The sequence below is a fragment of the Burkholderiaceae bacterium genome, assembly GCA_024235995.1.
Taxonomy (GTDB): Bacteria; Pseudomonadota; Gammaproteobacteria; order Burkholderiales; family Burkholderiaceae_C; genus Ottowia.
Window position 1 is genome coordinate 2,327,502 of record JACKLI010000001.1, and the last position, 11,641, is coordinate 2,339,142.

16 protein-coding genes are annotated in these 11,641 nt (G+C 62.2%); 12 read left to right on the forward strand and 4 right to left on the reverse strand.

Annotation, left to right across the window (positions count from 1 at the left end):
* The first annotated feature begins 261 nt into the window (after positions 1-261).
* Positions 262-1,464 (forward strand): tyrosine-type recombinase/integrase, encoded by a 1,203-nt coding sequence (locus H6927_11210; protein MCP5218667.1) that lies wholly within the window; start codon positions 262-264, stop codon positions 1,462-1,464.
* A gap of 89 nt (positions 1,465-1,553) precedes the next feature.
* On the opposite strand, the gene H6927_11215 is transcribed toward H6927_11210, so the two are convergent.
* Both H6927_11215 and H6927_11220 read right to left on the reverse strand, forming a co-directional pair.
* The gene (locus H6927_11215; GenBank protein MCP5218668.1) at positions 1,554-1,799 is read right to left on the reverse strand and encodes an AlpA family phage regulatory protein; all 246 of its coding nucleotides are present in this window, start codon (positions 1,797-1,799) and stop codon (positions 1,554-1,556) included.
* Positions 1,800-1,878: 79 nt separating this feature from the next.
* Complete coding sequence (locus H6927_11220) at positions 1,879-2,868, reverse strand: LuxR family transcriptional regulator (protein MCP5218669.1); 990 nt, start codon at positions 2,866-2,868, stop codon at positions 1,879-1,881.
* 82 nt (positions 2,869-2,950) lie between these two features.
* Between H6927_11220 and H6927_11225 the strand changes: the two genes are divergently transcribed.
* From H6927_11225 to H6927_11270, 10 genes are all read left to right on the forward strand, one after another.
* Complete coding sequence (locus H6927_11225) at positions 2,951-3,184, forward strand: DNA-binding protein (protein MCP5218670.1); 234 nt, start codon at positions 2,951-2,953, stop codon at positions 3,182-3,184.
* Positions 3,185-3,187: 3 nt separating this feature from the next.
* Positions 3,188-4,063, forward strand: coding sequence for an AAA family ATPase (locus tag H6927_11230; protein MCP5218671.1), 876 nt, complete (start codon positions 3,188-3,190; stop codon positions 4,061-4,063).
* Positions 4,053-4,922, forward strand: a complete 870-nt coding sequence (locus H6927_11235; protein ID MCP5218672.1) for a replication protein C — start codon at positions 4,053-4,055, stop codon at positions 4,920-4,922. Before H6927_11230 ends, H6927_11235 begins: the two co-directional genes overlap by 11 nt.
* A gap of 716 nt (positions 4,923-5,638) precedes the next feature.
* Positions 5,639-5,917, forward strand: coding sequence for a TraK family protein (locus H6927_11240; GenBank protein MCP5218673.1), 279 nt, complete (start codon positions 5,639-5,641; stop codon positions 5,915-5,917).
* Between the two features lie 319 nt (positions 5,918-6,236).
* Complete coding sequence (traJ, locus tag H6927_11245) at positions 6,237-6,608, forward strand: conjugal transfer transcriptional regulator TraJ (GenBank protein ID MCP5218674.1); 372 nt, start codon at positions 6,237-6,239, stop codon at positions 6,606-6,608.
* A gap of 265 nt (positions 6,609-6,873) precedes the next feature.
* On the forward strand, positions 6,874-7,659 hold the full coding sequence (gene trbJ, locus H6927_11250; GenBank protein ID MCP5218675.1) for a P-type conjugative transfer protein TrbJ: 786 nt from the start codon (positions 6,874-6,876) through the stop codon (positions 7,657-7,659).
* 15 nt (positions 7,660-7,674) lie between these two features.
* Positions 7,675-7,944 (forward strand): entry exclusion lipoprotein TrbK, encoded by a 270-nt coding sequence (gene trbK / locus H6927_11255; GenBank protein MCP5218676.1) that lies wholly within the window; start codon positions 7,675-7,677, stop codon positions 7,942-7,944.
* Entirely contained in the window at positions 7,941-9,539 is a 1,599-nt protein-coding gene (gene trbL, locus H6927_11260; protein MCP5218677.1) for a P-type conjugative transfer protein TrbL, read from the forward strand. The genes trbK and trbL overlap by 4 nt, the downstream gene beginning before the upstream one ends.
* Positions 9,536-9,814 carry a hypothetical protein gene (locus tag H6927_11265; GenBank protein MCP5218678.1) on the forward strand — a complete coding sequence of 93 codons (279 nt, stop codon included), beginning with the start codon at positions 9,536-9,538 and terminating at the stop codon, positions 9,812-9,814. Before trbL ends, H6927_11265 begins: the two co-directional genes overlap by 4 nt.
* Before the next feature lie 62 nt (positions 9,815-9,876).
* Positions 9,877-10,107 carry a type I toxin-antitoxin system ptaRNA1 family toxin gene (locus H6927_11270; GenBank protein ID MCP5218679.1) on the forward strand — a complete coding sequence of 77 codons (231 nt, stop codon included), beginning with the start codon at positions 9,877-9,879 and terminating at the stop codon, positions 10,105-10,107.
* A 243-nt stretch (positions 10,108-10,350) separates the two neighbouring features.
* Here H6927_11270 and H6927_11275 read toward each other — a convergent pair whose 3' ends face one another.
* Both H6927_11275 and H6927_11280 read right to left on the reverse strand, forming a co-directional pair.
* Positions 10,351-10,710 carry a transcriptional regulator gene (locus tag H6927_11275; GenBank protein MCP5218680.1) on the reverse strand — a complete coding sequence of 120 codons (360 nt, stop codon included), beginning with the start codon at positions 10,708-10,710 and terminating at the stop codon, positions 10,351-10,353.
* A complete protein-coding gene (locus tag H6927_11280; GenBank protein MCP5218681.1) occupies positions 10,707-11,075 on the reverse strand; it encodes an XRE family transcriptional regulator in 369 nt (122 codons plus the stop codon). The genes H6927_11275 and H6927_11280 overlap by 4 nt, the downstream gene beginning before the upstream one ends.
* A gap of 329 nt (positions 11,076-11,404) precedes the next feature.
* Between H6927_11280 and H6927_11285 the strand changes: the two genes are divergently transcribed.
* Positions 11,405-11,605 carry a helix-turn-helix domain-containing protein gene (locus tag H6927_11285; protein MCP5218682.1) on the forward strand — a complete coding sequence of 67 codons (201 nt, stop codon included), beginning with the start codon at positions 11,405-11,407 and terminating at the stop codon, positions 11,603-11,605.
* Positions 11,606-11,641: the final 36 nt, after the last annotated feature.

An 11,641-nucleotide genomic window follows, 5' to 3' on the forward strand; every position in this document is an offset into this window, starting at 1 on the left:
TAAGCCCGCGTCACTGCGGGCTTTTTTGTGATTTCTTCCGGCACTGGCTGGCAATCTTTGGTATCGCCAAGCACCGTTTTTTCATGGCATGATGAATGGCATTGAATGCTTCGATGCCATGAGATGCCGCCGATGCCATGTAACCGCCTTTCTGGTGATCATGGTATTGATATAGCGTAGTGCAATGATTTCATTGTGTTTTTACGCCAAGGTGGGGTTGGTTCCAGATCATGGTATTTAAGCCGAATCAGGGCGAGAACCATGCTGACCGATACCAAGCTGCGTAACCTCAAGCCGAGGGACAAGCTCTACAAGGAAAATGACCGTGACGGCCTCTATGTGGCCGTCACGCCCGCTGGGGCGATCTCGTTCCGCTACAACTACTCGATCCACGGTCGGCAGGAGACCATCACCTTCGGCCGCTATGGCGTCGGCGGCATCACCCTTGCGGAAGCCCGCGAGCGGTTGGGAGAGGCTAAGAAGATGATCGCAGCCGGGAAGTCGCCGGCCAAAGAGAAGGCTCGGGACAAGGCCCGCGTCAAGGATGCGGAGACGTTCGGGGCGTGGGCGGAAAAGTGGCTGCGCGGCTACCAAATGGCTGACTCCACCCGCGACATGCGCCGTTCAGTCTACGAGCGCGAGCTGAAGCCGAAATTCGGCAATCAGAAACTGGGAGAGATCACCCACGAGGACTTGCGGGCGCTGACCGATGCCATCGTGGAGCGCGGTGCACCGGCGACCGCAGTGCATGCTCGCGAGGTGATGTTGCAGGTCTTTCGCTGGGCCATCGAGCGCGGCCAGAAGGTCGAGAACCCGGCAGAGCTGGTGCGGCCGACGACTATCGCCAAGTTCGAGCCGCGCGACCGTGCGCTGACGCCCGACGAGATCGGCCTGATGTACCAGTACATGGAGCGTATCGGCACAGCACCATCCGTCCGGGCCGCGGCCAAGCTGCTGCTGTTGACGATGGTGCGCAAGAGCGAGCTGACCAACGCGACCTGGAGCGAGATCAATTTCAGCGACGCGCTTTGGACGATCCCGAAGGAGCGGATGAAGCGGCGCAATCCGCACCTGGTGTTTCTGTCCCGGCAGGCGCTGGACATCTTCATTGCCCTCAAAACCTTCGCTGGCGGATCGGACTACGTGCTGCCGTCGCGGTATGACTCGGACCTACCCATGAGCAGCGCCACGCTCAACCAGGTGCTGACGCTGACGTATCGACTGGCGCAGAAGGAAGGGAAGTCGCTCGCCAAGTTCGGGCCACATGACTTGAGGCGCACGGCCAGTACGTTGCTGCATGAGGCTGGCTACAACACGGATTGGATCGAGAAGTGCCTGGCGCACGAGCAGCGAGGCGTCAGGGCCGTCTACAACAAGGCCGAGTACCGCGAGCAGCGGACGGCGATGTTGCAAGACTGGGCGGACATGATCGACGAATGGACACTGAAGCGGCCGAAGGCGTAAGCCAGAAGATTACAGTTCGCTCGCCTGCCCGAACATCGAGGCATGGCCCCGGGTTTCATTGACACTTGAGGGGCGTAGCGTTTTAGCCGCTAAAAAGTGGCTGCTGCGACCGACGGGGTGAAGCCGGGACGCATGGCCTGAGTGCCCGATGCCTTGCGCGCCTCGATCCATTCCTCGACCTCGGCCAAGTCCCAGGCGACGTTTCGGCTGGTGAGCGCAATGCGACGCGGAAACTCCCCCCGCTGCTCCATATTGAAAATCGTGCGCTCAGACAGCGGGATCATCGCCAGTAGCTTCTTGCGGTTGATGAGCGTCTTACTTGTCGTTGTCTGCATCCCTTGGCCTCTTTCAGTCACTTGCGAACATGTGCCTGATGGTGCCTGTGAATGCGGATTGTTTCGTCCTATTAGTTGGTCAATTTGGTTGACGCCGCGAGCGCGACTTTGAACTCAAGTGGAACATCGCAGGGATCGACGTCAGTGCCTTCGATACGGCTTGGCGTTCTATACCTAGCTTTCGCGCAATCTCCGACTGGTTGAGTCCAGACCGCTGGAGCATCAGCATCTGCTTTTTGCGATCCGATAGCTTTGAGTCCACCATCAGCCGTGCTTGATTGCGCAGCTCTGCCTTGTCCGCCGGCTGTAAGGTCTGGCCTGCGACATAGTGGAAGAAGTAGCTGTCAACCAGTTGATCGCCCGATTTCACTTGGGCAGTGGCCGGCTTCGCGCATTGCTGGTTGAGTCTCGCCAGTTCGAGGTCGAATTGCGCGAGGGATCGCCTTGCTTGTCTGTAGACAGGGTTCCATGCGCCGCTCGGCAATTTAGGCCGGTGATCCAGGCAATACAGGCTGCTTAGTCGAAGCCTTTCCTCTGGATCGTCCGCCTTCGGATCATCGCTCCCGCCGGCGAATGAGGTCAGCTCGGCGAGTGATCCGCAGAACCGGCAGAACCCCTGGAGGCGTTCGCCATTCAGTCGGGTGTCGCGCACCTTCGACTTCACCGGCCGTTTGCAGGCGCAGTCCCATACAAGCCCGATCAACGATTCGAGTGTTGCAACAAACCGCCGATCTCTTGGCGTCTGCCTATCCTCCGTTTTGATGAACTGGCGCAGCAACTGCCGCTGCATGCGAACCATCGCATCAAGTCCAATCAGTCGAATGATTCCGCTGAAGCTCACCCCTGTTCCTGCTCCGGGGATATGGCCCAAGTAGCGTTGTGGCAGCGTCGCCGTGTACGCAGCCACGGCGGGGTCAATAAGTTCCTGTAACAGCCCAACGATGGGGTAGCGCCGCGAGGAGGCGGAATACGGCCGCCAGCGATCCTCAAACTGCCCGATGGCTTCCGAGACAGTGGGATCGCAGCCTTCCCAGATGACAATGGTTGGATCGTTCTTCATGTCAACCATTTTGGACAACTAATAAGATGTAGGCAACCCCCAATAACGCCTAACCTTCGTAGCAATTCAGTTGATAACGGAGGTTTACGCAATGACGATAGAAGACACGCTACTGCAACGCTTCGGCCCGCTGCTGAGCATGGCACAGCTCGCCTCCGTCCTGGATCGATCACCGGATGGCCTGCGGGTCAGTTTGCGCACGACGAGCGAATGGGCGGGGCGAATCAACAAGGCTCGCTTGAAGATCGGTCGGCGCGTCTACTTTCGAACCTCGCAGATCGCCGAGGTGCTGAGCGACGAATCCCTGTACGGAACGGGGAACTGAGTCGTGGCGATTGACGTCCTGGCGGCGTTCGAGTGCGAACCGCCGGTGCTGGACTTCATATGGCCGGGCTTCCTCGCGGGAACCGTCGGCGCGCTCGTCGCCCCAGGGGCCACGGGCAAGAGCTTCTGGGCGCTGGAAGCGGCCATGAGCATCGCATGCAGCGTTGCCGGCGGCGACCTCGTGGGCCTGGCCCCCGCACACACCGGGCGCGTGGTCTATCTGGCCGGGGAAGACCCGCCGCCCGCGCTTGTCCGGCGCATTCACGCCATCGGCCAGCACCTTGGGCATACAGCCCGCCAAGCCATCGCCGAGAACCTCGTGCTTGAGCCGATCATGGGCAAGCGCCTGAACGTCATGGACGAGGCTCACTTGCGCCGCGTCATCGAGTACAGCGCCGGGGCGAGGCTGATCGTGCTGGACACCCTGAGCCGCATCCACGCCCTCGATGAGAACAGCAACGGCAACATGGCCCACCTCGTGGCCGTGCTGGAGCAGGTCGCGGCTACCACGGGCGCATCCGTGCTCTACCTGCACCACGTCAGCAAAGGAAGCGCCCGCGAAGGGCAGACCGACCAGCAGCAGGCCGCGCGTGGCGCGTCCGCGCTGATCGACAACGCCAGGTGGTGCGGTTACGTCGCCCGCATGACTGAGGACGAGGCGAAGCGCCTCAGCGACCGCGCCCATGACCGGCAACCCATCGGCGATGAGCGGCGCGGCTACTTCGTGCGTTTCGGCGTCAGCAAGCAAAACTACGACGCCACGCCGCTTGATCGCTGGTACATGCGGCACGCCGGCGGCGTGCTGGTGCCGGTGGAGCTGTATGAGGCCAGCAGGAATGAGGAAAGACGTAATAGTCGGAGGCGAGGCGATGGCTTTTGACCTCACCCATGCCAGGCACGACCCAATGCACTGCTTGGTCCCCGGCTTGTTCCGCAGTCTCAAGCGCGGTGAACGGAAGAAACTCAAGCTCGATGTGACGTATCACTACGCCGGGACTGAACAAGCGCGGTTCGTCGGTTTCGAGCCTCTTGGCGCTGATGACATGCGGCTGCTGCAAGGTCTTGTGGCTCTTGGAGGACCGAGGGGCATCATCCTGACGCCAGAGCCAACAGCGGACTTGCCGAAGCAACTCCGTCTATTCCTTGAGCCGAAGTTCGACGCGGTGGGGCAGGATGCGCTGGTCGTGCGAGAGAGCATGACCCGCCTGCTAGGCGAAATCGGCTTGACCGATGGCGGTGACAACATCCGGGCGATCAAGGCGTGCTTGCTGCGCATGGCAAACGTGACGGTGGTGCTCACCAAGGGAAGCCGGCAAAGGTCTTTTCACCTGATGAGCTATGCCTTCGATGAGGATGACGGACGGCTGTTTGTCGCGTTGAATCCTCAGATTGCAGAGGCGATTCTTGGGCGGCGCCCATATACCCGCATCGAGATGGTCGAGGTGCGGGCGCTGCAAACCGACCCGGCCCGCCTGATTCACCAACGGCTATGCGGCTGGATCGACCCCGGCAAAGCCGGGCGCGTGGAACTCGATACCCTTGCTGGCTACGTCTGGCCGGACGAGGCGAACGCCGAGGCCATGAAGAAGCGCCGCCAGAAGGCCCGCAAGGCTCTGGCCGAGCTTGCCACCGTGGGATGGAAGGTCAGCGAGTATGCGGCAGGGAAGTGGGAAATTGGCAGGCCGAAGCCCGTAGTAACGTTCCCCAAGCTCCGTAGCAACGTTCCCCTTCACCCGTAGCAACGTTCCCCGCCTCAAACCGGAAAACAGAGCAACGGCGCGGGCTTGCGGCTAGTCCGCAAATTCCATCCATGATCTTCCAAGATCATCCACTAGGCGCGGCACTTGCCGCCGCCCTTTAGGGCGACGCCAAGTCCTTGCCGATGGTCGGCCTGCGGCCGAGTTGTACGCCAGAAGGGCGGTCAGCTCCGGCCGGTTCTTTTTAGCGGCTAAAACGCTGCGCCCCTCAAGTGTCAATAAGATGTTGTATGTTGTATGTTGTAGCGCGCTACAACATACAACAGTTCAATTCAATGCCCTGGCCACGTCATGAGATCGGCCTTTCTTTCGCGCGCTACGTCGAGCTGCAGCATCGTCATCTCCGGCGAGGCTGGCCATGTCCGGGCCATGGTCGACCATCGCCACGTCCGACGATGCACCGAGGGCCCCATCGCCAGTTCTGACGATGACGGCCGCCGGCGCTGGAGCTCGCATCGCCACTTCTGACGATGCGATCCTCTCTTTGACACTTGAGGGGCCGAGCGGCGGGGATCTCCCGGCCTACTCCCCTCTTGGCGTTCAATTTTCCGTGCTGAATGAGCTGCCATCCCTGTTTCGATGGGCGTGCCTGTGTCATCGGCTCTATGTCAACCATTTCGGCCAATTATTGGAATGTTGTGTAGGCCAGCACTCCGTAACCTTCGGAGTAGTTCAGTTGATAACGGAGGTTTACGGACATGGCGACGACAGAAAGCAGCTACCCCGAGGAGCTGGCCGCACGGCTGGCTCTTCAGCAGAAGACCTCGCAAACAAAGCGCAGGGACTACCTGGCCGCTTTCATGGCGGTGCGCTCGGACGTGAAGGAAGCGATGGAGGCCGGCTACGCGCTCAAGATCATCTGGGAGCACCTGCGCGAGGTCGGGCGCATCCCTTTCCGGTATGAGACGTTCCTGAAGTACGTTCGCCAGCACATCACCAATGCGCGGCCTAGCTCAATGGGGCAGGGTACGAAGTAAGCAAAGTTCCATGCTCAATCGCTGCAAGCGCATGGCTGAAACGCTGTTACCGGCCTCTTGGATCTCTGCAAGCACGCGGACATTGGCAATTTCCGTTGGTTTTCCCGCTGTTGGCGCGCTGTTGCGAAGCAACGGTGCGGTTACAGCGCGAAGTTCGATGAGTCATACGAGGCAAAAACAACGCCGTAAGGCGGGCAGGATGTGTGAAGTAGGCCCACCGGCAAGCCGGTTGTCCTTCTTCACTGTCCCTTATTCGCGCGGGGCGCTCAACGGGCATCCTGCTCTGCGAGGCTGCCGGCTACCGCCGGTTGGAGGACACATGGGTGACGAGAATCGAATCACCAGGAAGGGCAGCCCGCCGATCAAGGTGTACTGCCTTCCAGAAGAACGCGAACTGATTGAGGCGAACGCCAAGATGGCGGGGATCAGCGTGGCGCGCTATCTGCGCGACGTAGGCCAGGGCTACCAGGTCAAGGGAGTCATGGACTACCACTACGTACGCGAGCTGGCGCGGGTGAATGGCGACCTTGGCCGGCTGGGCGGATTGCTCAAGCTCTGGCTGACCGACGATCCGCGCACTGCCCGTTTCGGCGATGCAACGATTCTCGCCCTGTTGGCTCGGATCGAAGCTACTCAGGATGAAATGAGTCGGCTTATGAAATCGGTGGTGCAGCCGAGGGCCGACCGTTGAGAGTTTTAGCGGCTAAATTTCCGTGTGCCGGACGCGACACGAGGCACTTCCAGGCCGCCGGCCTGAGCGTTATCAACTCTCGGGAGGACGCATAAGGCCAGGGACACCCCGTAAGGGCCGAGAGCAGAATCACCGAAGCCCGGGCCTCAGTGCCAAGGGCGATACCGATTAGCTAGTGGCGTAGCTCTTCGATGAAACCTTGCCGTGGGCAAGCGCGAGCTTGGTCAAGGCATTGCCTTTCTTTCATCGAATGGAGATTGCGACCATGAAGCACGTCCGTTTTTTAGCGGCTAAAACCGCGCTCGCCGCCGCTCTGGCCGGCAGCATCATCGTCACCCCGGCGCAGGCCGGCATCCCCGTCATCGACGGCGGCAACCTGGTGCAGAACGTCATGACCGCCATTGAGTCGGTGGCGCAGACGCTCAAGCAGATCGAGCAGTACCAGACTCAATTGCAGCAGTACGAAAACATGCTGCAAAACACCATGGCTCCGGCCGCCTATATCTGGGACCAGGCGCAGTCCACCATCAATGGACTGATGGCCGCCACCGACACGCTGAACTACTACCGGAATCAGCTCGGCAGCATCGATGCGTACCTGGGCAAGTTCCAGGATGTGGCCTATTACCGTGGTTCGCCTTGCTTCTCGGCCGCTGGGTGCTCGGATGCCGAGCGCGCTGCGATGGAGCAAAACCGCAGCCTGGCGAGCGAGAGTCAGAAGAAGGCGAACGACGCGCTTTTCAAGGGCCTGGAGCAACAGCAGCGCAACCTTTCCGCCGATGCTCGCCAGCTCGAACGGCTCCAGTCCGCCGCGCAGGGCGCGACCGGGCAGATGCAGGCCATCGGCTACGCCAACCAGCTCGCCGCCAACCAGGCAAACCAGCTTCTGCAAATCCGTGGCCTGCTGATCGCACAGCAGAACGCCGCGACGGCCAGGATGCAGGCGCAGGCCGACCTAGAGGCGCAACAGCAGGCCGCCGGCGCGACTTCCCGGGAGTCCAGGATCGAGCGGACGGCCAACCCGAGAAACTGGCTCGAACTGACCCGCTGACGGAGGCCCTGCACCATGAAGAAAACGATGCTGCTTACCGGCCTCGTGGTGGTGCTGGTGGCTGGTTGCGACAACAAGCCGGCCATCCCGCCCATGCCCGAGGTCAATGACACCAATTGCCAGATCGAGGCGATCAAGAAGATCGAGGACAGGGCCACGCGCGAGAAATTCGCCGGGCTGTGCTCGCGCCGGTCGCCGGCCGCCGGCGGCATCGCGCCGACCGAGAAGCCCATGAACTGGCTCGAACTGGCCGACCCGAAAGACCAGAAGGAGGCGAAGCCATGAAAACACTGCACAAGGCGGCGCTGATCGGCGTCGCCCTCGCGCTTTACTCCACCGCCGCATCGGCCCAACTCACCAATCAGGGGATGCTTGACCAGGTGGTGACGGAGTTCGCCACGCGAGCCACGTCCTGGCAGACGGTGGTGATGAATGCCGCGATGTTCCTGTTCTGGACGCTGGGCACGATCTCGCTGGTTTTCACCTTCGGCTTCATGGCGCTGCGCAAGGCTGACATTGGCGAGTTCTTCGCCGAGTTCATCAGGTTCATCCTGTTCTTCGGCTTCTTCCTCTGGCTATTGCGCAACGGCCCGGCCTTCGCCAACTCGATCATCCAGTCACTGGCCCGGATCGGCGAGCAGGCGTCCGGGGTGGCGTCGGTGACACCCTCGGGCATTGTGGATATCGGCTTCATGATCTTGAAGCAGGCATTCAGGAACTCGTCGATCTGGTCGCCCGTGGATAGCTTCATCGGTGTGGCCTTGAGCGTCGGCATCCTGATCCTGCTGGCTGTTGTCGCCGTGAATATGTTGCTGCTGCTCGTATCAGGCTGGCTGCTGATGTACGCCGGAATCTTCTTCCTCGGCTTCGGTGGAAGCCGTTGGACTTCCGACATGGCGATCAACTACTACAAGACCGTGCTGGGCGTGGCCGCGCAGATCATGACGATGGTGCTCCTGGTCGGCATCGGGAACGACCTGCTTTCCAGCTTCTACGCCAGGATGAACACCGGCACCCTGAACTTTGAAGAGCTGGGCGTGATGCTGGTGTTCTGCGTGGCGTTGCTCATGCTGGTCAATCGTGTGCCCCCGCTTGTCGCCGGCATCATCACCGGCTCGGGGATCGGTGGCGCTGGCGGCATTGGCAACTTCGGTGCAGGTGCCGCCATCGGTGCGGCTATGGGCGCGTCGAGTATGGCCGCCGGAGCGGCCAGCGTGGCTGGCGCGGCCGTGATGGGCGGTGCGGCCTCGGCCGCCGGCGGCATGTCGGCGATTAGGGCGGCGTTCGAGAAAGCAGGGGCTAGCGCCGGTGGCGAATCGGGCGGAGTGCCCATGTTTGGTGGTGGTGCTGGCGGTGATTCCGATGCTGGACCGTTCGCGCAGGCGGCGGGCTTTGGTGGCGGCGGTTCCAGTGCCGGCACAAGTACGCCGCTCGGCCAGGCGGCTGGCTTTTACAGCTCTGGAAGCTCCAGCAATTCGGGCGGCAGCGGCGGCGAATCGAGGGGCGGCGACAAAGCCGGCTCCAGCTCGAAGGGTAGCGGCGATGTCGGCGGCTCGAAGGCCGGCGGCGGCAGCGACGCTGGCGGCCAAGCCGGCCGAGGTGCGGGAGGCCTTGTCGCTGCGACGGCTGCGAACCTGGTGCAAGGCATTGGCGACGTTGCGCAGGCCAAGGCGGCCAGCATCCGCGACGCCGCCGCCGAACGCATCGCCGACACCACCGGAGGGAAGATCGCCGCCGCAATCCGGGCGAGCAGCCAGACAGACCGGGCGGTCGACGATGTGCCCAGCTTCGGCGGCAACAGCCTGGCAGGGGCCGATTCGGCTGCTGCTGATCCTGATGATGAAGTGGTCGCGTTCGCCAACCGCGACAAGGAGGTATGACGATGACGCCGAGAGGATTTTTCGACTGCCTGGACGTTGCCGCTGCCGAGCAGCGCCAGGCGCAGGCGGTTGAGGTTGAGCCGGTCGACGATCAATCGACTGATGCAGACCCGGCGGCAGAAGTTGCGGCCTTTGTTGATCGACCTGCTCCGCCCGTCATTGAGGCCACCAAGCTGGCGGCCAGGTCGGGCGGCTACGCCAGCAGCTACGGCAGCAGCGCGAGAAGCACGCCGCTGGCCGAGGCCGCCGGCTTCTACGGCACCGGCAGCCGATAAGCGCGTCGGCCGGCGTGGGGCCGGCCGACACTTCCACAACCCACCTGTTAGAGAGGTGAATCATGGCAACCCTGAATCCTACCAATGCAACGCAGGCCGTTCATCATGCAGCCGTGCAACTCGCCGCGCTCGACTGGCTAGACCAGGACGCGGCGCGGCAGCTCGGGCCGCTCGCCGAGGCCGTGGCGAACGCTTTCATGGTCGTGTTTTACCAGGCCGAGACGGGCCAGGCGACACCTGCCGACTTTCGCGAGGCCCTGGACGCGGTGCGGCAGTCACTCGGCGCCGCGTAGGCACGCGCACCAGGAGCAGCAAGGGCGGCCATTGGCCGCCCTTGTCATTTCCGGGCCTGCATCGTCAAAGGTGACGATGTGCGCTGGCGTGCTCGAGCATCGCCAGATCGGACGATGACGGCCGCTCTGGCCTTCTCCCTTGGCGTGGATCGCATCGTCGCTTCTAGCGATGAGATCCAGCGCACCAGAACGGCGCACGTCGAGCTGCAGCACCGCCAGGAATGGCGATGCTGGCCAGCTCTCCTACTCGATGCCGTGCATGGCCTTCGCCCGCGCTGCGACGGCCTGTGCGTGTTCGATATAGGCCGGGTCGGCTGTGGCCTCGGCTTCGGCCAGGAAGGTGCTGATCGCCTCGGCCGAGGTCAGCGTCTCGGCCGGGTCGAAAGGCGTCAGCTCACGGCCAACGGCCGGCGCATCCACCCATTCGCGTTGTTCCGGCGGCAGTGGATACACGCCGGCGGCTTCGGCCTCGGCCAGCAGCTCGGCCAGGGTGTAGCGCACCTGGTCAGGCGTGACGGCGCGGGCGGGATCGGCCTTCAAGGCGTCATAGGCCGGGCCGACCTTCTCATGCAGCCAGTTTTCCAGGTTCTTCGAGCCTGTCATCGACTGGCCTCATCAAGCATGGATGCCAGGCGCTCCAGGTCATTGACCGATTGCGAGCGAAAGCGGCCGGTCAGCAGCTCGTGCAGCGCGGCCGGCGTCAATCCGAGAAGCGTAGCCGCTTGCTCGGTCGACAACTGTCGCGCCTTGATGGCCTCGCCGATCTTGGTGACGAGTCGGGTCTTGACCAGCATTTCGCCGGCGTCGGGATAGCCCAGGTCGGCATAGACGTTGGCGCTGCCGTGCTGAATGTTCGGGGTGTCGTCAGCGTTCAGGTCGGCCAGCAGCTCGGCGACTGTGGCGAACCGCCCCGAGACACGGCCGGCGCGGCTGTCTGCAATTGCTTCCTCGGTTTCCTTCCTGCCCATCGCACACCTCACGCTGATTTGCCTAGCCCGTCTCATCCAGATGAGGCCACAGAGAGCGCGGCTGTGAAGGCCAAAGAGTACTACGTTGCGTGTTTTCCCCGGAAGAAGACACGCCGACCACCTTCTTGGCGTAAACCATCTACGACCCGGTGGCTAAAGCACATGGCCTTGCCATCGAGCCGGTGCCGCGAGCCCGCCGCAACGCATGGCGCCGGCCGAATCCATGGCGTCGCGCACATGAGATTCGGGGTTCACTTGGGTGGATCAGATGGTAAACTTGGCCAAACTTTGGAAGACTTCGCCGCGCGACACCAAGCGAGCCGCCTGACATGAACCAACCTGATAGCGAAATTCTCACGCTGGATGAAGTGGCGGTCTACCTCAAGGCAGGGAAGAAGACCGTTTACCGGCTGGCCCAGCAGGGGGAGATACCGGGATTCAAGCTGGGCGGCACCTGGCGGTTTCGTCGCAGCGAGCTGGATCGCTGGATTGCCGCGCAGATAGCCGAGAAAACGCAGGACAAGACATGAGCGCCCCGAAAAACGATAGCAACCAGGCGGCCTCGC

Bases quoted from the DNA above. Each gene is read 5' to 3' on its own strand.
- H6927_11210 (MCP5218667.1), top strand. From the start codon at position 262: ATGCTGACCGATACCAAGCTGCGTAACCTCAAGCCGAGGGACAAGCTC.
- H6927_11215 (MCP5218668.1), bottom strand. From the start codon at position 1,799: ATGCAGACAACGACAAGTAAGACGCTCATCAACCGCAAGAAGCTACTG.
- H6927_11220 (MCP5218669.1), bottom strand. From the start codon at position 2,868: ATGGTTGACATGAAGAACGATCCAACCATTGTCATCTGGGAAGGCTGC.
- H6927_11225 (MCP5218670.1), top strand. From the start codon at position 2,951: ATGACGATAGAAGACACGCTACTGCAACGCTTCGGCCCGCTGCTGAGC.
- H6927_11235 (MCP5218672.1), top strand. From the start codon at position 4,053: ATGGCTTTTGACCTCACCCATGCCAGGCACGACCCAATGCACTGCTTG.
- H6927_11240 (MCP5218673.1), top strand. From the start codon at position 5,639: ATGGCGACGACAGAAAGCAGCTACCCCGAGGAGCTGGCCGCACGGCTG.
- traJ (MCP5218674.1), top strand. From the start codon at position 6,237: ATGGGTGACGAGAATCGAATCACCAGGAAGGGCAGCCCGCCGATCAAG.
- trbJ (MCP5218675.1), top strand. From the start codon at position 6,874: ATGAAGCACGTCCGTTTTTTAGCGGCTAAAACCGCGCTCGCCGCCGCT.
- trbK (MCP5218676.1), top strand. From the start codon at position 7,675: ATGAAGAAAACGATGCTGCTTACCGGCCTCGTGGTGGTGCTGGTGGCT.
- trbL (MCP5218677.1), top strand. From the start codon at position 7,941: ATGAAAACACTGCACAAGGCGGCGCTGATCGGCGTCGCCCTCGCGCTT.
- H6927_11265 (MCP5218678.1), top strand. From the start codon at position 9,536: ATGACGATGACGCCGAGAGGATTTTTCGACTGCCTGGACGTTGCCGCT.
- H6927_11270 (MCP5218679.1), top strand. From the start codon at position 9,877: ATGGCAACCCTGAATCCTACCAATGCAACGCAGGCCGTTCATCATGCA.
- H6927_11275 (MCP5218680.1), bottom strand. From the start codon at position 10,710: ATGACAGGCTCGAAGAACCTGGAAAACTGGCTGCATGAGAAGGTCGGC.
- H6927_11280 (MCP5218681.1), bottom strand. From the start codon at position 11,075: ATGGGCAGGAAGGAAACCGAGGAAGCAATTGCAGACAGCCGCGCCGGC.
- H6927_11285 (MCP5218682.1), top strand. From the start codon at position 11,405: ATGAACCAACCTGATAGCGAAATTCTCACGCTGGATGAAGTGGCGGTC.